Source organism: Enterobacter cloacae complex sp. P14RS, assembly GCF_014895895.1.
GTDB classification, from domain to species: Bacteria; Pseudomonadota; Gammaproteobacteria; order Enterobacterales; family Enterobacteriaceae; genus Enterobacter; species Enterobacter bugandensis.
Genome location: NZ_JADBQM010000028.1, coordinates 47,970 through 70,435, shown reverse-complemented (window position 1 = coordinate 70,435; position 22,466 = coordinate 47,970). Strand labels below are relative to the sequence as shown.

At 55.1% G+C, this 22,466-nt stretch carries 25 protein-coding genes; 15 read left to right on the top strand and 10 right to left on the bottom strand.

Going from position 1 to position 22,466, the window contains the following annotated elements; translation table 11 throughout:
* The first annotated feature begins 9 nt into the window (after positions 1–9).
* From rsxG to gstA, 5 genes are all read left to right on the top strand, one after another.
* Entirely contained in the window at positions 10–630 is a 621-nt protein-coding gene (rsxG, locus tag IM295_RS21795; RefSeq protein ID WP_028012915.1) for an electron transport complex subunit RsxG, read from the top strand.
* A gap of 2 nt (positions 631–632) precedes the next feature.
* Positions 633–1,319, top strand: coding sequence for an electron transport complex subunit E (locus IM295_RS21790; protein WP_023617347.1), 687 nt, complete (start codon positions 633–635; stop codon positions 1,317–1,319).
* Positions 1,316–1,951, top strand: a complete 636-nt coding sequence (gene nth / locus IM295_RS21785) for an endonuclease III (RefSeq protein ID WP_028012914.1) — start codon at positions 1,316–1,318, stop codon at positions 1,949–1,951. Before IM295_RS21790 ends, nth begins: the two co-directional genes overlap by 4 nt.
* A 591-nt stretch (positions 1,952–2,542) precedes the next feature.
* Positions 2,543–4,051: a dipeptide/tripeptide permease DtpA gene (gene dtpA, locus IM295_RS21780; protein ID WP_193067312.1), complete on the top strand. Its 1,509-nt coding sequence runs from the start codon at positions 2,543–2,545 to the stop codon at positions 4,049–4,051.
* Between the two features lie 105 nt (positions 4,052–4,156).
* Positions 4,157–4,762, top strand: coding sequence for a glutathione transferase GstA (gstA, locus tag IM295_RS21775; protein WP_028012912.1), 606 nt, complete (start codon positions 4,157–4,159; stop codon positions 4,760–4,762).
* 60 nt (positions 4,763–4,822) lie between these two features.
* Here the strand turns inward: gstA and pdxY are convergent, their stop codons facing one another.
* The 5 genes from pdxY to anmK all read right to left on the bottom strand — a co-directional run bounded on the left by pdxY (position 4,823) and on the right by anmK (position 9,405).
* On the bottom strand, positions 4,823–5,683 hold the full coding sequence (pdxY, locus tag IM295_RS21770) for a pyridoxal kinase PdxY (protein ID WP_193067311.1): 861 nt from the start codon (positions 5,681–5,683) through the stop codon (positions 4,823–4,825).
* A gap of 66 nt (positions 5,684–5,749) precedes the next feature.
* Entirely contained in the window at positions 5,750–7,024 is a 1,275-nt protein-coding gene (gene tyrS / locus IM295_RS21765) for a tyrosine--tRNA ligase (RefSeq protein ID WP_047368414.1), read from the bottom strand.
* A 125-nt stretch (positions 7,025–7,149) separates the two neighbouring features.
* Positions 7,150–7,806, bottom strand: a complete 657-nt coding sequence (gene pdxH, locus IM295_RS21760; protein WP_028012909.1) for a pyridoxamine 5'-phosphate oxidase — start codon at positions 7,804–7,806, stop codon at positions 7,150–7,152.
* A 57-nt stretch (positions 7,807–7,863) separates the two neighbouring features.
* A complete protein-coding gene (gene mliC, locus IM295_RS21755) occupies positions 7,864–8,187 on the bottom strand; it encodes a C-type lysozyme inhibitor (RefSeq protein WP_028012908.1) in 324 nt (107 codons plus the stop codon).
* A gap of 93 nt (positions 8,188–8,280) precedes the next feature.
* Positions 8,281–9,405: an anhydro-N-acetylmuramic acid kinase gene (gene anmK / locus IM295_RS21750; RefSeq protein WP_028012907.1), complete on the bottom strand. Its 1,125-nt coding sequence runs from the start codon at positions 9,403–9,405 to the stop codon at positions 8,281–8,283.
* Positions 9,406–9,660: 255 nt separating this feature from the next.
* Here anmK and slyB point away from each other — a divergent pair, with 255 nt between their 5' ends.
* Positions 9,661–10,128 (top strand): outer membrane lipoprotein SlyB, encoded by a 468-nt coding sequence (gene slyB, locus IM295_RS21745; protein WP_028012906.1) that lies wholly within the window; start codon positions 9,661–9,663, stop codon positions 10,126–10,128.
* A 196-nt stretch (positions 10,129–10,324) separates the two neighbouring features.
* Entirely contained in the window at positions 10,325–11,686 is a 1,362-nt protein-coding gene (locus IM295_RS21740) for a GGDEF domain-containing protein (RefSeq protein ID WP_193067310.1), read from the top strand.
* 37 nt (positions 11,687–11,723) lie between these two features.
* On the opposite strand, the gene slyA is transcribed toward IM295_RS21740, so the two are convergent.
* Complete coding sequence (gene slyA / locus IM295_RS21735; protein WP_028012904.1) at positions 11,724–12,164, bottom strand: transcriptional regulator SlyA; 441 nt, start codon at positions 12,162–12,164, stop codon at positions 11,724–11,726.
* Between the two features lie 186 nt (positions 12,165–12,350).
* Between slyA and IM295_RS21730 the strand changes: the two genes are divergently transcribed.
* Genes IM295_RS21730 through IM295_RS21720 form a run of 3 tightly spaced genes read left to right on the top strand, consistent with a single transcriptional unit; the run spans position 12,351 to position 15,483 of the window.
* Positions 12,351–12,587, top strand: coding sequence for a DUF1656 domain-containing protein (locus IM295_RS21730; RefSeq protein WP_028012903.1), 237 nt, complete (start codon positions 12,351–12,353; stop codon positions 12,585–12,587).
* A gap of 2 nt (positions 12,588–12,589) precedes the next feature.
* Positions 12,590–13,450: an HlyD family secretion protein gene (locus IM295_RS21725; protein ID WP_047365383.1), complete on the top strand. Its 861-nt coding sequence runs from the start codon at positions 12,590–12,592 to the stop codon at positions 13,448–13,450.
* Positions 13,450–15,483 (top strand): FUSC family protein, encoded by a 2,034-nt coding sequence (locus tag IM295_RS21720; RefSeq protein WP_193067309.1) that lies wholly within the window; start codon positions 13,450–13,452, stop codon positions 15,481–15,483. The genes IM295_RS21725 and IM295_RS21720 overlap by 1 nt, the downstream gene beginning before the upstream one ends.
* Here IM295_RS21720 and sodC read toward each other — a convergent pair.
* The 3 genes from sodC to IM295_RS21705 form a co-directional block, all read right to left on the bottom strand.
* A complete protein-coding gene (gene sodC / locus IM295_RS21715; RefSeq protein WP_028012900.1) occupies positions 15,462–15,980 on the bottom strand; it encodes a superoxide dismutase [Cu-Zn] SodC in 519 nt (172 codons plus the stop codon). The two genes, IM295_RS21720 and sodC, sit on opposite strands and share 22 nt — an antisense overlap.
* Before the next feature lie 80 nt (positions 15,981–16,060).
* Positions 16,061–16,957, bottom strand: coding sequence for an aldo/keto reductase family oxidoreductase (locus IM295_RS21710; RefSeq protein ID WP_028012899.1), 897 nt, complete (start codon positions 16,955–16,957; stop codon positions 16,061–16,063).
* A 48-nt stretch (positions 16,958–17,005) separates the two neighbouring features.
* The gene (locus tag IM295_RS21705) at positions 17,006–17,245 is read right to left on the bottom strand and encodes a DUF1289 domain-containing protein (RefSeq protein WP_028012898.1); all 240 of its coding nucleotides are present in this window, start codon (positions 17,243–17,245) and stop codon (positions 17,006–17,008) included.
* 149 nt (positions 17,246–17,394) lie between these two features.
* Between IM295_RS21705 and eptA the strand changes: the two genes are divergently transcribed.
* From eptA to rnt, 5 genes are all read left to right on the top strand, one after another.
* Positions 17,395–19,020, top strand: coding sequence for a phosphoethanolamine transferase EptA (gene eptA, locus IM295_RS21700; RefSeq protein ID WP_193067308.1), 1,626 nt, complete (start codon positions 17,395–17,397; stop codon positions 19,018–19,020).
* A gap of 41 nt (positions 19,021–19,061) precedes the next feature.
* Complete coding sequence (locus IM295_RS21695; protein WP_047368408.1) at positions 19,062–19,661, top strand: TetR/AcrR family transcriptional regulator; 600 nt, start codon at positions 19,062–19,064, stop codon at positions 19,659–19,661.
* Positions 19,662–19,714: 53 nt separating this feature from the next.
* The gene (locus tag IM295_RS21690; RefSeq protein WP_028012895.1) at positions 19,715–20,812 is read left to right on the top strand and encodes an alkene reductase; all 1,098 of its coding nucleotides are present in this window, start codon (positions 19,715–19,717) and stop codon (positions 20,810–20,812) included.
* A 100-nt stretch (positions 20,813–20,912) separates the two neighbouring features.
* Complete coding sequence (gloA, locus tag IM295_RS21685) at positions 20,913–21,320, top strand: lactoylglutathione lyase (RefSeq protein ID WP_013096923.1); 408 nt, start codon at positions 20,913–20,915, stop codon at positions 21,318–21,320.
* 95 nt (positions 21,321–21,415) lie between these two features.
* Positions 21,416–22,066, top strand: a complete 651-nt coding sequence (gene rnt / locus IM295_RS21680) for a ribonuclease T (RefSeq protein WP_028012894.1) — start codon at positions 21,416–21,418, stop codon at positions 22,064–22,066.
* A 44-nt stretch (positions 22,067–22,110) separates the two neighbouring features.
* Here the strand turns inward: rnt and grxD are convergent, their stop codons facing one another.
* Complete coding sequence (grxD, locus tag IM295_RS21675; RefSeq protein ID WP_003832760.1) at positions 22,111–22,458, bottom strand: monothiol glutaredoxin 4; 348 nt, start codon at positions 22,456–22,458, stop codon at positions 22,111–22,113.
* Positions 22,459–22,466 lie beyond the last annotated feature (8 nt).

Genomic DNA, 22,466 nt, shown 5'->3' with positions numbered 1-22,466 from the left:
GGTTTCGCCATGTTAAAAACGATGCAAAAACACGGCGTCACGCTGGCTGTCTTCGCCGCGGTCCTGACGGGGCTGACGGCACTGGTTAATGCGCTGACCAAAACGACCATCGAAGAACAGGCCTCGAAGCAGCAAAAGGCGCTGTTCGATCAGGTGATCCCGTCCGATTTCTACGATAATGACCTGCAAAAAAGCTGCTTTGTGGTAGACGCGCCGCAGCTTGGGAAAGGCCCGCACCGCGTTTTTATCGCCCGTAAAGGGGATAAGCCGGTAGGCGCGGTAATGGAAGCCACGGCGCCTGACGGTTACTCCGGCGCCATACAGCTGCTCGTGGGCAGCGATTTTTCCGGCACCGTGCTGGGCACCCGCGTGACGGAGCATCATGAAACGCCGGGCCTGGGCGATAAAATCGAAACGCGTTTAAGCGACTGGATTTTGCACTTTGCCGGTAAAGTGATCCATGGTGAAGATGACACCGCGTTTGCGGTGAAGAAAGACGGCGGCGAGTTTGACCAGTTCACGGGCGCAACCATCACCCCGCGGGCGGTGGTAAACGCCGTAAAACGAGCCGGGCTGTACGCTGAAACGCTGCCCGCGCAGATCAACAATCTTCCGGCCTGTGAGGAGTAATCATGAGCCAGGTTAAAGAGGTTATTGTCCAGGGATTGTGGAAGAACAACTCCGCGCTGGTACAGCTTCTGGGTATGTGCCCCCTGCTGGCGGTGACATCCACCGCCACCAACGCGCTCGGTCTGGGTCTGGCAACCACGCTGGTATTGACCCTGACCAACCTCTCCATCTCTGCCCTGCGACGCTGGACGCCGTCGGAAATTCGTATTCCGATTTACGTCATGATCATTGCGTCGGTGGTCAGTATTGTCCAGATGCTGATTAACGCCTACGCGTTTGGTCTGTACCAGTCGCTCGGGATCTTCATTCCTCTTATCGTCACCAACTGTATCGTGGTCGGGCGTGCGGAAGCGTTCGCGGTGAAAAACAGCCCGGCCATGTCGGCGCTGGATGGTTTTTCCATTGGCATGGGCGCCACGTGCGCCATGTTCGTGCTGGGCTCGCTGCGTGAAATCCTCGGCAACGGTACGCTGTTCGACGGCGCAGATGCGCTGCTGGGCGGCTGGGCTAAAGCGCTGCGCGTTGAGGTGTTTCACACCGATACGCCGTTCCTGCTGGCGATGCTGCCGCCCGGCGCGTTTATTGGCCTCGGCATGATGCTGGCAATAAAATACCTGATTGATGAGAAACGTAAGCGCCGCGCGGCTGAGCGCAGCGTTCTGGAAGGGACACCCGAGAAGGCCTCATGAATAAAGAAAAGCGCATTGCGATCCTGACCCGTCTGCGGGACGAGAACCCGCACCCGACGACGGAGCTGAATTTTACCTCCCCGTTTGAGCTGCTGATCGCGGTGTTGCTCTCTGCGCAGGCGACTGACGTGAGCGTCAATAAAGCCACTGCCCTGCTCTATCCGGTCGCCAATACGCCGAAGGCCATGCTGGAGCTGGGCGTGGAAGGCGTGAAGTCCTATATCAAAACAATCGGCCTGTTTAACAGCAAAGCCGAGAACGTAATTAAGACCTGTCGGATCCTGCTGGAACAGCACGGAGGCGAAGTACCGGAAGATCGCGCCGCGCTGGAAGCCTTGCCGGGCGTGGGGCGTAAAACCGCGAACGTTGTGCTCAATACCGCGTTTGGCTGGCCGACCATCGCCGTTGATACGCATATATTCCGGGTCTCAAACCGGACCAACTTCGCCCCAGGGAAAAATGTCGAGCAGGTAGAAGAGAAGCTGTTAAAAGTGGTTCCTGCCGAATTCAAGGTTGACTGCCACCACTGGCTGATTTTGCACGGTCGTTATACCTGCATAGCCCGAAAGCCGCGCTGCGGCTCCTGCGTTATTGAAGATCTCTGCGAATATAAAGAAAAAGTCTATCCCTGACCGTCATAATCCCTTGCCAAAAGAAGGGCTACCGTTCGTTCTTCTTTTGGCCGTTATTTGTCCGCTCTTACTTTCTTCTGACTTGTCACTTGTTCGGCTCTATAACGCTCAAACAGGTTAATACTTTTTTCATAGCCAAAAATTTCTATACATCTGTGATCGCGATCACTCTGATAACGTCATGTTGATTTTTTGTAGTCAAAGTCATCGCAAACCCTTTGCCGGGCAAGATTTAAATGCGTTTAGCCGGAAGATAAGACCAGCTATTTTTCAGAATATGGGCTATATCACTACAACAAGCGGCAAATAGCAGAACATATCGCCAAAACCCCATCGCACTGGGTGTATACCAGTCGAAAAAACTACCTTTAGTTATCGTATAAAATTTAACGCTAAATAACATTTGTAGAAACCGACAATTATACCGTTCAAGATATATGTAACAGATTATTACAAACGTATTGCCAGACGGGGCAGGATAGTGAACATTACCCGCCGTTTCTCCTCCCAATATAACTATAAGGCGGATGGGCTACGGCCATCACGCTATGAACACCCCCGTTAATATGGGATGTAAAAAAAGAGGTATATGTGTCGACTGCAAACAATAAACCAACAGATGAAAGCGTGAGTCTGAACGCTTTTAAACAACCGAAAGCGTTTTATCTCATCTTCTCTATCGAGTTATGGGAGCGTTTTGGTTACTACGGCCTGCAAGGGATCATGGCGGTTTACCTGGTTAAACAGCTGGGTATGTCCGAAGCCGATTCCATCACGCTGTTCTCCTCCTTTAGTGCCCTCGTTTACGGTCTGGTTGCTATCGGCGGCTGGCTGGGTGATAAAGTTCTCGGTACTAAGCGCGTCATTATGCTGGGTGCCATTGTTCTGGCTATTGGCTATGGTCTGGTTGCATGGTCAGGACATGATGCGGCTGTGGTCTACATGGGCATGGCAACCATCGCCGTGGGTAACGGCCTGTTCAAAGCGAACCCGTCTTCCCTGCTCTCAACCTGCTACAGCAAAGATGACCCACGTCTGGACGGTGCATTTACCATGTACTACATGTCCATCAACATCGGTTCCTTCTTTTCCATGCTGGCAACCCCATGGCTGGCCGCGAAATTCGGCTGGAGCGTGGCGTTTGCGCTGAGCTTCGTGGGTATGCTGATCACCGTGGTAAACTTCCTGTTCTGCCGCAACTGGGTGAAAGACTACGGTTCAAAACCTGACTTCGAGCCTGTCCACATGGGCAAGCTGCTGGCTACCATCGTGGGCGTTGTCGTCCTGGCGGCGATCGCCACCTGGCTGCTGCACAACCAGGGTATCGCTCGTGCCGTTCTGGGCGTAGTTGCGCTGGGCATCGTGGTCATCTTCGCGAAAGAAGCGTTCGCTATGAAGGGTGCAGCCCGTCGTAAGATGATTGTGGCGTTCATTCTGATGCTGGAAGCGATTATCTTCTTCGTGCTGTACAGCCAGATGCCAACCTCTCTGAACTTCTTCGCTATTCGTAACGTTGAGCACTCTATCCTGGGTATCGCATTCGAACCTGAGCAGTTCCAGGCGCTGAACCCCTTCTGGATCATGATCGGTTCCCCGATTCTGGCCGCAATCTATAACAAGATGGGCGATCGTCTGCCAATGCCGCACAAGTTCGCGGTGGGTATGGTGCTCTGTTCTGGTGCGTTCCTGGTGCTGCCGCTGGGGACTAAGTTTGCGTCCGACGCCGGTATCGTGTCCGTTAACTGGCTGATCCTGAGCTACGCGCTGCAGTCTATCGGCGAACTGATGATCTCCGGTCTGGGTCTGGCGATGGTTGCACAGCTGGTTCCACAGCGTCTGATGGGCTTCATTATGGGTAGCTGGTTCCTGACCACTGCCGGTGCGGCTATCATCGCCGGTAAGATCGCGAACCTGATGGCTGTGCCAGAAAACGTGACCGATCCGCTGCTCTCCCTGAACGTCTACGGTACCGTGTTCATGCAGATTGGTATCGCTACGGCGGTTATCGCGGCGCTGATGCTGCTGACCGCGCCGAAACTGAATCGAATGACTCAGGACGACGACAAGACGGCGGAAGTGAATAAAACCGCTACCGCGTGATATCTGAGAGAAACGACAGAACAGAAGCCGCTAAGAGATTAGCGGCTTTTTTTTTGTCCCTTCGCGCACTAACATAGCTGAAACCTCAGCAAAAAGGAGTTACCGATGAAACTGTTCTACAAACCGGGCGCGTGCTCTCTTGCTTCCCATATCACCCTGCGCGAGAGCGGCAAAGATTTCACGCTGGATGGCGTTGATCTGATGAAAAAGCGCCTGGAAAACGGGGATGACTTTTTTGCGATTAACCCAAAAGGGCAGGTTCCGGCCCTGCTGCTGGATGACGGAACTCTGCTGACCGAAGGCGTGGCGATTATGCAATTCCTGGCGGACAACGTACCGGATCGCCAGCTCCTTGCCCCTACCGGCAGCGTCGCACGTTATAAAACGCTGGAGTGGTTGAACTATATCGCCACCGAGCTGCACAAAGGTTTTACCCCCCTCTTCCGCCCGGATACGCCGGAAGAGTACAAGCCTACCGTGCGAGCTCTGCTGGAGAAAAAGCTGCAGTATGTTAACGAATCGCTGAAAGACGATCAGTGGATTTGTGGTTCACGCTTCACCATTGCCGACGCGTACCTGTTTACCGTACTGCGCTGGGCGCGTGCGGTTAAGCTGAACCTGGAAGGGTTGGACCATATCGCATCGTATATGGCGCGCGTGGCGGAGCGTCCAGCAGTGGCCGCTGCGCTAAAAGCGGAAGGGTTGAATTAAGCGAGGCGTCTGTGTTGCCGGGTGGCGCTGACGCTCACCCGGCCTACGAACTCAGGACGATTATAGCCGTGTGGCGCTGAAATAGTGCTCCGGCTTCGCGATACGATCCTGTGCCACGACCACCTGCAGTTCATATTCCTGCATCTCTTTCGTCGCAATCATAATTTCGTACACCGCTGCCGTCACGTGCTCCAGCGCGTCTTTCACCGTTGCACCCTGCAACAGTTTCACCAGCAGCAGTCCGCTGGTCACATCACCCACGCCCACCGGCTGACGCGTGCCGAAATCCACCAGCGGACGGCTGATATGCCATGCGTCATCTTTCGTCACCAGCAGCATCTCAAAACGCTCCTGGGTCAGCCCTGCGCGGGCGAGATGTTTTACCAGCACAATCTCCGGCCCCTGGGCTATCAGCTCGCGAGACGCGCGTACAGCCTCTTCTACGCTGTTAACCGGATGCTCGCAGAGGATCTCCAGCTCAATCAGGTTGGGCGCAATGATATCGCTGGCGGGCAGCGCATGGCGAACGTGAAATTCCGCTACGCCAGGCGCCACAATGCAGCCTTTCTCCGGGTGTCCCATGACGGGGTCGCAGAAATATTTTGCCGCCGGGTTTGCCGCTTTCACCTGACGGACGATGCCGAGGATGTGTTCCCCCTGCTCCGCTGAGCCGAGGTAGCCGCTCAGAACGGCGTCGCAGCGCTTGAGCTGGTCGATATCCGCAATACCCTGCACAACCTCTGTGAGATGCGAAGGCGGCATCACGCAGCCGGTCCATTTGCCGTATTGCGTGTGGTTAGAGAACTGCACGGTATTGAGAGGCCAGACGTTGGCGCCGAGGCGGCGCATCGGGAATTCCGCTGCGCTATTGCCAGCATGTCCAAACACAACGTGGGACTGAATGGCGAGGATGTTCTTCATCTTTTTCTTACCAAACCCTGAACAAACAAAAAGGGCGTGGTTTCCCACGCCCCTCGAGACTTTTACTTACTTCCAGCAGACCAGACAGTAGTTTTTCTTACCGCGGCGCAGCAGCGTGTAGCGGCCATACAGACGATCGCTGTCAACGAAGGTGTATTCCGGATCAGCCTGCTTTTCACCGTTGATGGTGATAGCGTTGGAGGCGATGGTTTTACGCGCCTGACCACGGGAAGGCTGGAGCTCAGAGTCCACCAGCGCCTGCATCAGGTCAGCCCCTTTTTCCATCTCAACCATCGGCACGCCGTCCTGCGCCAGCTGTTCGAAGTCCGCTTCGCTCAGATCGCTCAGCGTACCGTTGAACAGGCTTGCGGTGATGCGTTTTGCCGCGGCCAGGCCCTCTTCACCATGAACCAGTTTGGTCACTTCGTCCGCCAGCACGTACTGGGCACGCGGCGCTTTACCGCTGTTCTTATCTTCCTCTTCCAGCGCATTGATCTCGGCAATGTCCATGAAGGTGAAGAACTTCAGGAAGCGGTAAACATCGGCATCCGCCGTGTTGATCCAGAACTGATAGAATTTGTACGGGCTGGTTTTCTTCGGATCGAGCCATACCGCGCCGCCTTCGGTTTTACCGAATTTGGTGCCGTCTGCTTTGGTGATCAGCGGAACGGTCAGGCCGAAGACCTGGTTCTGATGCAGACGACGGGTCAGGTCGATACCGGAGGTGATGTTCCCCCACTGGTCAGAGCCGCCGATCTGCAGAGAGACGCCGTGCAGCTTGTTCAGGCAGGCAAAGTCATAGCCCTGCAGCAGGTTGTAGGAGAACTCGGTAAAGGAGATACCCTGATCGTCACGGTTCAGACGCTGCTTGACCGCTTCTTTGTTAATCATCTGGTTAACAGAGAAGTGCTTGCCGATGTCACGCAGGAAGGTCAGCACGTTCATGCCGCCAAACCAGTCGTAGTTGTTAGCAGCAATGGCAGAGTTATCACCACAGTTGAAGTCGAGGAACGGTGCAACCTGTTTGCGGATCTTATCCACCCACTCCTGCACGGTATCTTCGGTGTTCAGCTTACGCTCCGCGGCTTTAAAGCTCGGGTCACCAATCAGACCGGTCGCGCCGCCCACCAGGGCAACAGGCTTATGGCCCGCCATCTGGAAGCGTTTCAGGCATAACAATGGAACAAGATGCCCCAAATGCAAGCTGTCAGCGGTGGGATCGAAGCCGCAATAGAGCGCGATCGGGCCTTGCGCCAGTCGCTCTGCTAACGCTTCCTCGTCCGTCACCTGGGCCACGAGGCCCCGCTCTTGCAATTGTTTAATCAAGTTACTGCTTGCCATCAAATTCTCCATGTATAAACGACTGCACCTTTGCCGGTACACGACTTTTCGCCTGATGCGAAAGGACCATAGAATAAAGCGCAAGCGCGGTGTGCGCTAGCGCTTAAATCAACAAATTTCGGGGATTACGGGGCCAGTCTGTCGATTTTCCAGCCGCCATTCTCGCGCTGGTATAAAAAGCGGTCATGCAGGCGATGCTCACCGCCCTGCCAGAATTCCATCTGCTCAATCGGAATGCGGAAGCCGCCCCAGAAGCTCGGCAGCGGAATTTCCCCCTGCTGGAACTTCTGTTTCAGCTCCAGGAATTTACTTTCCAGCACGCCGCGGGCAGAGATCCGGCTGGACTGTTTTGATACCCAGGCGCCAATCTGGCTGTCGCGCGGGCGGCTGTGGAAATACTTCACCACCTCAAGGGTCGAGAGACGTTCCGCTTTCCCGGTGACCATCACCTGACGTTCAAGCATATGCCACGGGAACAGCAGGCTGATGCGCGGGTTGTTTTCTAAGTGGTGCGCCTTGCGGCTGCCCAGATTGGTATAGAACACCAGCCCTTTCTCGTCGTAATGCTTAAGCAAGACGATGCGCTGATACGGTTGACCGTTTTCATCTACCGTCGCGACGACCATGGCCGTTGGGTCGGCCAGCTTCGCGTCGCAGGCCTGTTTCAGCCAGCGCTCAAAAAGCACGAGGGGTTCAGCGGGAAGATCCTGGCGACGCAGGCCGCCTTTGGTGTATTCACGGCGCAGATGCGCAATTTGCTGCAGTTCGTCGTTATCTGACATGGCGTTAGCTGATCTTGAGATTGGGTGGCGCTATTGTGCGCCGCCCCTGTAAAAATCTCAACGCTTCGGATTTTCAAGCTGGCAGTTGTTCAGCACAATGCGGTCGCGTTTGTAGACCGTGGCGCTGTCGCCTTTCGACCAGAATACATAGATGCCGTCCGAATAACGCGCCCCGGAGGCCGAGATACCCTGCTTAAGGGTTAGCAGCTTGTTATCGTAAACGAAGCTGGCTTCCTGACGCGGGTTATTCAGCTTGACGGTCAGCGGTTTTTCATCGCAGCGATACTCCAGCGTATCGGTCTGCATGCGCTCAAGGAACTGGTTATAGACGCTGCATCCTGACAGCAATAAAGGCGCGGCAATAAGAAGAAGTTTTTTCATGGGCGTATTCCGAAGACTTTCCTGGTCCTGGAGGGCATGGCTGCCCCCCTGTTTTATTCCATTCTAACGACGAGGCGCCGCGCTGAATTTCAGTTAACTCTGATTATGACGAGGATTTGCAGGGAAAATCGCCCCGAGGACGCTGGCCTCGCGCGCGCCGGTTACCGACGGCAAATTCCCTGGCAGCCCTGCGATAGTGCGCCAGGCAAGCCAGGCGAAAGCCAGCGCTTCCATATCATCCCCGCTGATGCCGGCCTCGTCCGTCGTGGTCACCTCAGTGCCCGGCAGCAGCCCGGCAAGACGCGCCATCACCAGCGGGTTTCGGCTTCCCCCGCCGCACACCAGCAGGCGTTCGCAGCCGCCGCTGAGCAGCACTTGCTCAGAGATCGACACGGCCGTTAATTCGGCAAGCGTCGCCTGGACATCCTGCGGGGCGAGTGCCGGGAACAGCGCAAGCTGGCGCTCGAGCCAGCCAAAGTTGAAGTATTCTCGTCCCGTGCTTTTCGGCGCCGGTAAGGCAAAATAAGGGTCGCTGAGCATGGACTGCAGCAGCGGGAGAACCACTTTACCTTCGCTCGCCCACTCGGCGTTTTTATCGTACGGTTGACCGCACTGCCGCCAGATCCAGGCATCCATTAACATATTTCCCGGGCCGGTATCGTAGCCGCGAACGGGCTGCCCCGGAATAAGCATCGAGAGGTTAGCAATCCCGCCTATGTTGAGCACCATGCGGCGTTCTGTAGGGTGCGCCAGCAACGCCTGATGGAAGGCAGGCACCAGCGGCGCGCCCTGGCCGCCAAGCGCAATATCGCGGCGCCGAAAATCCCCGACGACCGTTACGCCCGTCTTCGCCACAATCTGGTTGTTATCGCCGATTTGCAACGTATGCGGCGCGTCGCCAGTCGGCTCATGCCAGACGGTTTGTCCATGACACCCGATGGCGACCACATCCTGGGGACGAAGATGTTCTTTTTGCATTAACGCCTGCACCGCATCCGCAAACAGCGCACCCAGCCGAACATCAAGTTGACCAAGCTGGGAGAGGGTTAACTGCTGCCCCTGACAGATGCTCAGAATGTCCTCTTTCAGCGAAAGGGGGATTGGCCAGGTCAGGCTCGCCTGCTGTGCCACCATATGTTCGTCAATGGCGGCCAGAACGACATCTACCCCATCCAGACTGGTGCCCGACATCACACCAATGTAGCGACCCGATTTCATGCGCTTTCCTTACGTTGCGTGGGCTAAGGATATCCACTCAACCATAAACAGCGCTCCTTTGCCATCCGACGATAATATTTTTTAACAATGTCTTGCCGGTATGGCGAGTGGCTCCTGTTTATGTCTCGTTAAGTCAAATTCAAGTACAATTTTCTTATTGTTAGTGCAAAGATATGAACTATGGCTCTTTATGCCATATAATTTAGCCATAACGGATGCCTCCAGATGGGCGTTTTTGGTGAACAGGAGATTCAAATGATTGTACGTGTACTGGGCGTTTCGCTGATTGGTTTAACCCTGGCTGGCTGTGTGAACGACAGCTCGCTGTCTGGCGACGTTTACAGCGCTTCTGAAGCAAAACAGGTTCAGAGCGTGACTTACGGTACCGTTGTTAACGCCCGTCCTGTACAAATTCAGGGTGGTGATGAAAACAACGTGATGGGCGCAATCGGCGGTGCTGTACTGGGTGGTTTCCTGGGTAATACCGTTGGCGGCGGCACGGGCCGTTCTCTGGCAACCGCAGCGGGCGCTGTAGCGGGTGGTGTCGCGGGTCAGGGCGTTCAGGGCGCGATGAACAAAACCCAGGGTGTAGAGCTGGAAATTCGTAAAGACGACGGCAGCACCATTATGGTTGTTCAGAAGCAGGGCAACACCCGCTTCTCTGCGGGTCAACGCGTCGTGCTGGCGAGCAACGGCAGCCAGGTTACCGTTTCTCCGCGTTAATTAAAAATGGATGTGGTCATCAGGCCACATCCATTTACAATATATATCACCCTCACAAATATATTTACAGAATACATTCATCCCACGCATTATTAAACGCGCCATATATTGTTTCTGCGCAAAGTATTTAGCGTGCTAATTGATTAAACTCTTCGCAATCATCTCTTCATAATTATTTTAATTTGTAAAACTTTATATGCTTGCGAATAGTCGTTCTGTAAAAGGTCGTTATATCTCGTTCTGTTTCGGTTGCTTTGTCGTCATCGGAATATTACAGGTTTTATTTTCAAAACTGGTTGACTGGGTTCCGTCCTTTTCGCCTCTTTTGTTCCCCACACTCACCATTTTTTTACTCGTGTTTCACCTGTTTATTGCCTGTTTTATGGCAATGAAATACTGGTGTGATAAGCGGCGGCTCTATCTGATTGCCATCTCATTTGCCTTTGCCGGTTCGGCCTTGCTGATGGTCGGAACATTGACCAGCTTTCCGGCGTGGCTGGATCTCTATCAGTTCAACGTTGTGAACTACAACGATGCGATGATCTACTATATGTTCCGCCACCTCTTAATGGCGGTGCTGATGATCGTTTCGGCATTACTTTATCCCACGCGCAATCTGCCCCTTTCACGGCTGGCGCATATCATCATCGTTAGCGGTTCATTTCTTTTTACCGCATGTATGGTGATTCTGGCCTGGATGTATTCCAGCCATTCCCCGTTTTTATCCCTCGATCTGGTTGATAATGAAACGCGGCAGTTTATGGTTCTCTGGAGCCACAGCATTAATATTTCATTAATCGTTCTCTGGGTCGTGACACTAGCCACGCTGATGTTTATTACGCGCGTGCGTAATCTGTTCTGGGTAGGCGGTAATTTTCTGTGTGTCTGCTATGTCGTCACGCTCGCTATGCTGTTGGTAGGCGGACATGCAGAAGATATATCCTGGTATCGCGCCCGATTATTTGAAACCGTCGCGACGCTGATTATTATTTTTGTGCTGCTCTATGATGTCTTCAGGTTGTATCGTGACTCCCATTTGAAGTATCAGCAGTCGTATCAAAATTCGATTCGCGATCCGCTCACGCGCCTTTATAACCGCAGCTATTTTTATGAATCGTTAAACCAGGCGCTGGGCATCGCCAAACCCAGCCGCCCGGTTTCGGTTATCGTCAGCGATCTCGATCGTTTCAAGCGTATCAACGACAACTACGGTCACCTGCAGGGAGATAAAGTCCTGCAGTTTGTCGCCAATCTGCTGATGGACTCCGTACGTCCGCAGGATATCGCAGCGCGAATCGGCGGCGAAGAGTTTGTCCTGATGCTGGCAAACACCTCCGCAGAAGACGCATATCAGGTGGCGGAGCGCATTCGGTTGAAGCTAAGCGGTTTTGATAAAATTAGCAGCGAGGGTCAGTTACCAGAGCCGATTACCATCAGCATGGGGGTGTTTACGGCAACCTCTTCGTCGGTAAGCGCAGAAGCGTGCGTGGAAAGTGCCGATAAGGCGATGTATGAAGCGAAAGAGACGGGCCGTAACCGCGTCGTTGTCTTTAAGTAAAAACAAGGCCTTGCAGATGCAAGGCCGTGTTGTCTGGTCAGTCGCGAGACTGTAGCTCGTGAATGTTTTGCTCAAGGCGCGCAATGAGGCTGATGAGCATTTCCAGCTCCGTCGGTGAAACCCCTGAAAGGATTTCACCGCGCGTTTTGGTGATCACCGCTTCCATTTCAGTGATGATAGGCGCCGCTTTCTCCGTCAGCTTAATGCGCTTGGCGCGACGATCGCTGGCGCAGGTTTGCCGGGAGATCAGTCCCTTCTCTTCCAGTTGGTCAAGCGTGCGCACCAGCGACGGTTGCTCAATGCCTATCGCTTTAGCCAGTTGAATTTGCGACTGGTCGGGCGGCAGCTGATGAATGTTGTGCAACGTGACCCAATGCGTCTGCGTCAGTTCCAGAGGTTTCAGGCGATGGTCAATCAGAGCACGCCAGACGCGTACCAACCTTGCCAGATCAGAACCTAATGGCGATTCCAATTTCATCTCCTTATAATTAGCTTGCTAAGTTATTATACTGATTTTAGAATAGTGTGCAGCATTTGTATTGGCAAAACAAATGCAATACTGCATTCATCGGACTCAAAAGTATGACTTACACTGAATTATGATGCTTCTTCATACTCAGACAAGCCAACGCGGCATTCTGTTCACTGCAAAGGATTTCTGCCTGTGATCTTTTTTCATCGCTCAGAAGGTTTACCCCTTCAGGACCTGATCTTCGGTGCGTCAGTCTACTTTCCTCCCTTGTTTAAAGCCGTGCTGGTGGGCTTTGTTCTCTGGCTCATCGCGCATCGCCTGCTTCGCGACTGGATGTACTCCGGCGAAATCTGGCACCCCATGCTGATGGATCTCTCCCTGTTTGCCCTCTCCGTATGCCTGGGCCTTGCTGTTCTGATCGTGTGGTGAATATGCCTCTGAAAACGCTGAAGTACTTTTCCACCCTGTTCGTTCTTGTCCTCGCCCTGGCTGCTGGCTGGTGGTTGTGGAATTATTATATGCAGTCCCCCTGGACCCGTGATGGCAAAGTTCGCGCTGAGCAGGTCAGCATCACCCCCCAGGTCTCGGGAAGTATCACAACGCTGCTGGTTAAGGATAACCAGTACGTTAAAAAGGGAGAGGTGTTATTCCGCATCGACGACACCCCGTATCACATTGCAATTCTGAACGCCCAGGCGCAGCTGGCAAAAGCCCAGTCTGACCTTGCAAAGGCCAATAATGAGGCCAATCGCCGCCGTCACCTGTCGAAAAACTACATCTCCGCGGAAGATTTAGATACCGCCAATATCAACGTCAAGGCCATGCAGGCGAGCGTCAACGTGGCTGAGGCCACGCTGAAGCAGGCGCAGTGGGAGTTAACCCAAACCGTGGTCACCGCCCCCGTCGACGGATGGGTGACCAACCTCTCCACTCGGGTGGGAAATTATGCCACCGCCGGTCAGCCGGTTTTTGCTCTCGTCGACAGCCACTCGTTCTATGTCGTGGGCTATTTCGAGGAGACCAAGCTTCGTCATATCCGTGAAGGCGCACCCGCCGCCATAACGCTGTATAGTGGCCCGCAAAAGTTACAGGGTCACGTTTCCAGCATTGGCCGCGCCATTTACGATCAAAGCGTTGAAACGGATTCCGGGCTGGTGCCGGACATCAAGCCGAACGTACCGTGGGTGCGCCTTGCTCAACGCGTGCCTGTGCGCGTGGAGTTTGACCGTTTACCCGAGGACATCACGCTGGTTTCCGGCACCACCTGCACTGTCTCTATCGGAACCCGTTAATGAAGCTGCAGGCGCTCTCCTGGCAAAACACGCCGTGGATGAAAGCGACGCGCCCCCAGTGGCGCTACGCGCTGCGTAACGGCATTGCCATGTGCCTGGCGCTGACTGTCGCCTATTATCTGAACCTGGATGAACCCTACTGGGCGATGACCTCCGCGGCGGTGGTAAGCTTCCCCACCGTTGGCGGGGTGATCAGCAAAAGCCTTGGCCGTATCGCAGGTAGCCTGCTGGGCGCCACCGCGGCGTTAATTATCGCGGGCCACACGCTGAACGATCCGTGGCTGTTCCTGCTGAGCATGGCGGCATGGCTGGGTTGCTGTACCTGGGCCTGCGCCCATTTCACCAATAACGTGGCCTATGCTTTCCAGCTGGCGGGCTATACCGCCGCCATTATCGCCTTCCCGGTCGTCAACGTGCTCGACACCACCGAGCTATGGGATATCGCACAGGCGCGCGTCTGCGAAGTCATTGTCGGGATCCTCTGCGGCGGATTTATGATGATGATCCTGCCCAGCACCTCTGACGGCTCTGCGCTTATCACTGCGCTGAAAACCATGCATACCCGGCTGCTGGAACATGCGAGCCTGCTGTGGCAACCGGATACAAGCGATGACATCCGCCTCGCGCATGAAAAGGTTATCGGGCAGATCCTGACCATGAATCTGTTGCGAATTCAGGCGTTCTGGAGCCATTACCGTTTTCGCCGTCAAAACACGCTGCTTAACTATTTGCTGCACCAGCAGCTGCGCATGACCAGCGCTATCTCCAGCCTGCGCCGAATGCTGCTCAACTGGCCGACACCGCCAGAAAACACCCGCGCGGTAATCGAAACCCTGCTCGCGGCGCTCGCGCGACCGGATGCGGACATCTATACCGTCGCGAAGATCATCGCCCCGCTCGCTCCGGTGGATGAGTTTGATTATCGCCATCGCGCCTTCTGGCAGCGGCTGAATTACTTTTGTCGGCTATACCTGCGCAGCAGCCGCTGGATTAAGGCGGTAGAGAATGCTACCCCGGTCACGGAGTTCGCCGTTCCCGGCAGCCCGGCTCTCGCACGTCACACCGATTATCTGGAAGCGCTGTGGAGCGGTTTTCGCACCTTCAGCGCACTGATGCTGGTGGGGGCGTGGAGCATTACCACGCAGTGGGAGTCAGGCTCGGCGGCGTTAACGCTTGCCGCTATCAGCTGCGTGCTTTACTCCGTCGCGGCCTCGCCGTTTAATTCGCTTACGCTGCTGCTGCGAACACTTGTTTTGCTATCACTGTTCAGTTTTGTGGTGAAGTTTGGCCTGATGGTGCAGATAAGCGATCTCTGGCAGTTTCTGCTATTCCTGTTTCCGCTGTTAACTACGATGCAGCTCCTTAAGCTGCAAATGCCGAAACTGGCGGGTCTGTGGGGGCAGCTGATTGTCTTTATGGGCTCGTTTATCTCCGTGACGAATCCGCCGGTGTATGATTACGCCGCTTTTCTGAATGACAACCTGGCAAAGATTCTTGGTGTCGGGCTGGCGTGGCTGGCCTTCGCGGTGTTGCGTCCCGGCTCTGACGCACGCAAAAGCCGTCGACATATCCGTGAATTGCGCAGAGGGTTTGTCGACCAGCTCAGCCGCAAGCCGCATCTGCAAGAAAGCGAGTATGAATCGCTGGTTTATCACCACGTCAGCCAGTTAAATAACAGCCAGGACGCGCTGTCCCGACGCTGGCTGCTGCGCTGGGGGGTGGTGCTGTTGAACTGCTCGCACGTGGTCTGGCAGCTTCGCGCATGGGAAACGCGCTCCGATCCGCTGTCGCAGGTACGTGATGTGTGTATCTCTCTGCTACGCGATGTGATGAGCGAGCGCGGCGTTCAGCAGCGGCCTCTGGAGGCCACACTGGCTGAACTGCAGCGGATCTGCGACACCCTTGCCCGGCATCATCTTCCCGCAGCCCGCGATTTGGCCTCGATAATCTGGCGCCTGCACTGCTCGCTGTCGCAGCTGGAACAGGCGCCCCCGCCGGGAACGATTGGGGATCAGATTACGCCGCAGGCATAGCGCGCCCCGCCGCCGCCAAGCGGTTTAGGTTGATCGGACATGTTATCGCCGCCCACATGGATCATCAGCGCTTTGCCTTTGACCTCATCCAGCTTTTTCAGCCGCGGGGCCACGACCGGATCCGTGGCTTTACCGTCATTGTTTACCACCAGCACCGGCAAGTCGCCCAGGTGTCCCATACCTTCAGGCCCTTCATGTTTACCTGAATTCTGCGGGTCGAGGTGGCCCCCTGCTGCTTCCGCTGCCGACGGTTTACCCTCTTTCATGGCTGGCTGACAGCTCCCTTTGGCATGAACATGGAAACCGTGTTCGCCCGGCGGGAGTGCTTTAAGATCGGGTGCGAATTCCAGCCCTTTATCGGTCTCGGTGATTTTCACCGTCCCGATGGACTGACCCACACCCTGTGAGGTGACGAGATTCATTTCTACTTCGTCGCTGGCTGCCTGCGCCCCTGCGCAAACAACCAGCGTGACCAATGCCAGAGTAAAACGCTTCATATGACCTCCGCTGGTTATTTTTTGCCCCTTAAGTGTATACCAGGGGCACAGATTTCACCGGAAAGTCACCTTCTTGCGGTTTAAGGCACGTCGTAACCCAGCGCGGCCTTGCGGATGCGGAACCACTGCTGGCGGGTCATCTGCAGCTCTTCGGCGGCCAGCGCGGAACGGACGCGTTCAATTTTCCCGGAGCCAATAATCGGCAGCGGTTTTGACGGCAGACGCAGGATCCAGGCGTAAACCACCTGCTCTATGCTCTGGGCGTTCAGCTCGCGGGCGATGGTTTCCAGCTCATTGCGCAGCGGCTGGAACGCATCATCATTAAACAGGCGTCCACCGCCGAGGCACGACCAGGCCATCGGGCGAATGCGCAGTTGCTGCAGCTGGTCGAGCGTACCATCCAGCAGCAGCGGCTGATGCACCGGGGAGATCTCAACCTGGTTAGTGGCGAGCGTAAACGGCAGACGAGACTGAAGCAGCGCAAACTGGGCCGGGGTAAAGTTGGAGACGCCGAAGTGACGCACCTTCCCGCTCTGATGCAGACTCAGGAAGGCTTCCGCCACCTCGTCGGCATCCATGAGCGGGTCCGGACGGTGAATCAGCAGCAGGTCGATACGATCGGTTGCCAGATTGACCAGCGACTGCTCGGCGCTCTTGATGATATGGGCGCTGTCGGTGATGTAGTGGCCGAGGGCATGCTCCGGTTTGGCCGTGGTGGCAATACCGCATTTGGTAACGATCTCCATGCGCTCCCGGAGTGCCGGAACCAGCTTGAGCGCCTCGCCGAAGGCGGCTTCACACTGATAGCCACCGTAAATATCCGCATGATCGACGGTTGTTACCCCTAAATCGATATGCTCTTCAATAAAGCTTGCCAGCTGGAGGGGGGACATATTCCAGTCCATCAGGCGCCAGTAGCCCATCACAAAACGGGAGAATTCTGGCCCCTGGGGGGCAAGGGTAATACGCTGAACCATAACATTTTCCTCAAGGACATGATGTCATGAGTATACGCAATTACCGCATTAAAACAGTGAAGGTTGCTGGGGTTCTTCGGTCTCAGAGGCTTTGTTTGCGCGGATTTTGCGCAGAAGTCGCTGTCTGCAGAGGCGCAGCACATCCTGCTTTTGCGTGTCGCTGAAGTTTTGCCAGTTAAAACGCTCGTCACGGGTACGCATGCACCCGCGGCAATAACCGCGTTCATCTGACTGACAAATCCCCCGGCACGGGCTCTGGATGGGGAAAAACTCCAGTTGCTCTGCCACACTCACCTCCGGTTAACCTCTCTCACCTACAGTGAAGACGCTAAAAGCGCCGCGTGCAAGGGCTTTACCACAGTTTTGTGGCATTAAGGTTTCACTAATCTTCCCTCTTTATACTCGCCACATCATGACAATGACAGGTTTTACGATCGATGTGGTTAAGTAAAAAGTTACAATGTAACGACATAAAATTTACTCTGGGCTGTGCACTCTTTTTTACTCTGCTTAACGGGCTGTTTATCCAGCGCAGCTGGGCCATTATTGCCCCTGCGCATCTGCACGATATTCTCTTCGCCGCATCCGTGCCGGTGGTGCTGTTTTGTGGCTGGGTCATTGTATTTAGCCTGCTCAATATCCCGTATATCCGTAAGCCGCTGATGATCGTCTTAACTGTCGGGTGCGCTGCGGCAACTTACTTTATGTTTACCTACGGCGCGGTCATCGATCAGAACATGATTGTGAACGTGTTCGAAACTAACTCCCAGGAAGCCACCGCGCTGGTGACCCCGCAGATGATTCTGTGGATTGTCATAGCCGGTCTTGTTCCATCCCTGGTGCTGGCGCTGACCCGTATTCGTACCGGCAAATGGTGGTACGCCCTGCTGACGCGTGTTGCCGCGATGCTCGGTTCCCTGCTGGTGATTATTCTTATCGCTGCAGTGTTTTATAAAGATTACGCGTCGCTGTTCCGCAATAACAAAAGCATCGTAAAAATGGTCACTCCGGCGAACTACGTCAGCGCCGTGGTGAAATACAGCAAGATGCGCTGGTTTGCCGGCGATCAAACGCTGGTGCGGATTGGCGAAGATGCGCACAAAGGCGCGCTGATTACGGGTCAGCAGAAGAAAACCGTTCTGGTGCTGGTCATCGGCGAAGCGTCGCGCGCGGCGAACTACTCCCTCAATGGCTACGGGCGTGAAACCAACCCGGAGCTGAAAAAGCAGGATGTGATTAACTTCCCGCAGGCCTCCTCGTGCGGCACTGAAACCGCTGTATCCGTTCCGTGCATGTTCTCCGGTATGACGCGCAGCAAATACGATGCCGACCTGGCGCACCATCAGGAAGGACTGCTCGACGTGCTCAACCATGCGGGTATCAACCTCCTGTGGCGCGACAACGACGGTGGCTGTAAAGGTGCCTGCGATCGTATTCCCCATACCGACATGACGCAGTGGAAGCTGGATCAGTTCTGCAAAGACCAGTCCTGTATTGATGACGTGAATTTCTACCGCCTGGACAACGTGCTGGACGGTCTGAAGCAGGACACGGTGCTGGTTATCCACCTGATGGGCAGCCACGGCCCGGCGTACTATCGCCGTTACCCGGATAATTTCCGTAAATTTACCCCCACCTGCGACACCAACGAAATTCAGGATTGCGACCATCAGGCGCTGATGAACACCTATGACAATACCATCCTTTATACCGACAGCATGGTCAGCAAAACCATTGATGCGCTGAAAGCCCGTCAGGCGAACATGAACACCGCGCTGATTTACCTCTCGGATCACGGGGAATCGCTCGGTGAAAGCGGTATTTATCTGCACGGCACGCCGTACATGCTGGCGCCGGAGCAGCAGACGCACATTCCGTTTATGTTCTGGCTGTCCCCGGACTATGCGAAAAACTTTGGCATCAACGCGCAGTGTTTACGCGACCACGCAGCAAAAAATGCGGTTTCGCAGGACAATTTATTCTCGACGGTGCTGGGCATGATGGACGTTAAATCAAGCGTTTACCAGCAACAGTTGGACATTCTGAATGCGTGTCGCCGGTAACAGCGCTTGCATTAGACCGAACGGTCTATTAGAGTGAATCCATGAGCAGAAATACTGAACACGACACGCGCGAACATCTCCTGGCGACCGGCGAGCGGCTGTGCATGCACCGCGGCTTCACCGGTATGGGGTTGAGCGAGCTATTAAAAACCGCTGAGGTACCGAAAGGGTCGTTCTATCACTACTTTCGGTCCAAAGAGGCCTTTGGCGTGGCGATGCTGGAGCGGCACTATGCTGCTTACCACCAGCGCCTCGCGACCCACTTCGCCACGGGAGAAGGTAACTATCGGGATCGTGTTCTGAACTACTACCAGGAAACGCTGAACCAGTTCTGTCAGCAGGGCATTATCAGCGGATGCCTGACGGTTAAACTCTCTGCCGAAGTGTGCGATCTCTCAGAAGATATGCGCACGGCAATGGATAAAGGCGCCAGCGGCGTTATCGCCCTGCTGGCGCAGGCGCTGGCGAAGGGGCGCGAAGAAAATACGCTCGCCTTCCCCGGCGATCCCTTAACGCAGGCTCAGGTGCTCTACTCCCTCTGGTTAGGCGCCAACCTGCAGGCTAAAATTTCTCGCAGTGCCGTGCCGCTCGAAAGCGCGCTGGCACATGTGATAAGTACGATTACTGCGCCTGGCGCTTAGCAGGCGTTTTTATTTACGTTATTACTAGTCGACTGGTCTACTCAGGAGTCGTTATGTCAGCTGAAAAATTATTTACCCCCTTAAAAGTGGGTGCCGTCACCGCGCCAAACCGCGTGTTTATGGCTCCGCTTACCCGTCTGCGCAGCATTGAGCCGGGTGATATCCCAACCCCACTGATGGGTGAATACTATCGTCAGCGTGCCAGCTCTGGCCTGATCATCACTGAAGCCACGCAGATTTCTGCTCAGGCCAAGGGATATGCGGGTGCGCCGGGGCTGCACAGCCCGGAGCAGATCGCCGCATGGCAGAAAATCACCGCGGGCGTTCACGCTGAAGACGGTCGCATTGCGGTCCAGCTGTGGCATACCGGTCGTATCTCCCACAGCAGCATTCAGCCTGGCGGTCAGGCGCCGGTTTCAGCGTCTGCCCTGAACGCGAACACCCGCACCTCCCTGCGCGATGAAAACGGCAACGCGATCCGTGTCGACACCTCTACGCCACGCGCGCTGGAGCTGGATGAGATCCCGGGTATCGTGAACGATTTCCGTCAGGCCGTGGCCAACGCCCGTGAAGCCGGTTTTGACCTGGTTGAGCTGCACTCCGCGCACGGTTACCTGCTGCACCAGTTCCTGTCACCGTCGTCTAACCATCGCACCGACCAGTACGGCGGCAGCGTCGAAAACCGCGCCCGCCTGGTGCTGGAAGTGGTTGACGCCGTTTGTCAGGAGTGGAGCCCGGATCGTATCGGTATCCGCGTCTCCCCAATCGGTACGTTCCAGAACGTCGACAACGGTCCGAATGAAGAAGCGGACGCGCTGTATCTGATTGAAGAGCTGGCGAAACGCGGCATTGCCTATCTGCACATGTCCGAGCCGGACTGGGCCGGCGGTAAGCCTTATACGGAAGCCTTCCGTCAGAAAGTGCGCGAGCGCTTCCACGGGGTGATCATCGGTGCGGGTGCTTATACCCCTGAGAAAGCCGAAGATCTGATTAATAAAGGGCTGATCGACGCCGTGGCGTTTGGCCGCGACTATATTGCCAACCCGGATCTGGTTGCTCGACTGCAGCAGAAAGCGGCCCTGAACCCGCAGCGTCCTGAGAGCTTCTACGGCGGCGGCGCGGAAGGCTACACCGACTACCCTTCACTGTAATCTCGCCATTGTTCATTGATAGCGGCGACACTTCGCCGCTATACTAAAACATCGTTTCTGTTCATAAAAATAGTCTATTCCATTGGTTAATGAGGAAATTATGCGCCTACTTCACACCATGCTGCGCGTTGGCGATCTGCAACGTTCTATCGATTTCTACACTAACGTCCTGGGCATGAAGCTGCTGCGCACCAGCGAAAACCCGGAATACAAATACTCGCTGGCGTTCGTGGGTTACGGCCCGGAAACGGATGAAGCGGTCATTGAACTGACCTACAACTGGGGCGTGGACAGCTATGAGCTGGGCACCGCCTACGGCCATATCGCGCTGGAAGTGGACAACGCGGCCGAGGCGTGTGAACGCATTCGCAGCAACGGCGGTAACGTCACGCGCGAAGCCGGCCCGGTAAAAGGCGGCACCACCGTTATTGCCTTTGTAGAAGATCCGGACGGTTACAAGATCGAGCTGATTGAAGCCAAAGACGCGGGTCGCGGTCTGGGCAACTGATCCCTCAGGGCGCAACATGCGCCCGTAGTTTTACTGCATCAGCCTGCAAAATTTGCCATAATGCGCACTGCTTTTTCCCCTTGTAAGAGACCCTGATGTCCGATAACGCTCAATTTAGCGGTCTGTGCGACCGTTTTCGTGGTTTTTATCCCGTTGTCATTGATGTAGAAACAGCCGGATTTAACGCTAAAACCGATGCGCTGCTCGAAATTGCCGCCATCACGCTGAAGATGGATGAACAGGGCTGGCTTACACCGGACACCACGCTGCATTTCCACATTGAACCTTTCGAAGGGGCAAACTTACAGCCGGAGGCGCTGGCGTTTAACGGTATCGATCCGCATAACCCGCTGCGTGGTGCAGTCAGTGAATATGATGCGCTGCACGCCATATTTAAAATGGTGCGTAAAGGCATGAAAGAGAGCAACTGCAGCCGCGCCATCATGGTAGCCCATAACGCCACCTTCGATCACAGCTTTACCATGGCCGCAGCCGAACGCGCATCGCTCAAACGCAACCCTTTCCACCCGTTCGTGACCTTCGACACCGCCGCGCTAAGCGGCCTGGCGCTGGGACAAACGGTTTTATCCAAAGCCTGCATTACGGCGGGTATACCGTTTGACGGTACCCAGGCGCACTCCGCCTTATACGATACGGAGCGCACCGCAGAGCTGTTCTGTGAGATCGTCAACCGCTGGAAGCGTCTGGGCGGCTGGCCGCTGCCGATGGGCGACAGTGAAGAATAAAAAAAAGCGACCTCTTCAGGTCGCTTTTTTATTAACGCAGAAAATTATTCAGCGTCCGGCTCTTCCGTTTTGTACTTCGCCGCCGTCTCTTTGATCAGCTGCTGCAGTTCGCCGCGCTGATACATCTCAATCAGGATATCGCAGCCGCCCACCAGCTCGCCGTCTACCCACAGCTGCGGGAAGGTCGGCCAGTTAGCGTATTTTGGCAGCTCAGCGCGGATGTCCGGGTTCTGCAGGATATCAACGTAAGCAAAACGCTCACCACAGGCTGACAGCGCCTGAACCGCTTGCGCGGAGAAGCCGCAGCTTGGCAGCTTCGGAGAACCTTTCATATACAGCAGAATCGGGTTTTCAGCGATCTGGCGCTGGATTTTTTCAATAGTGGTGCTCATGTCTTGCT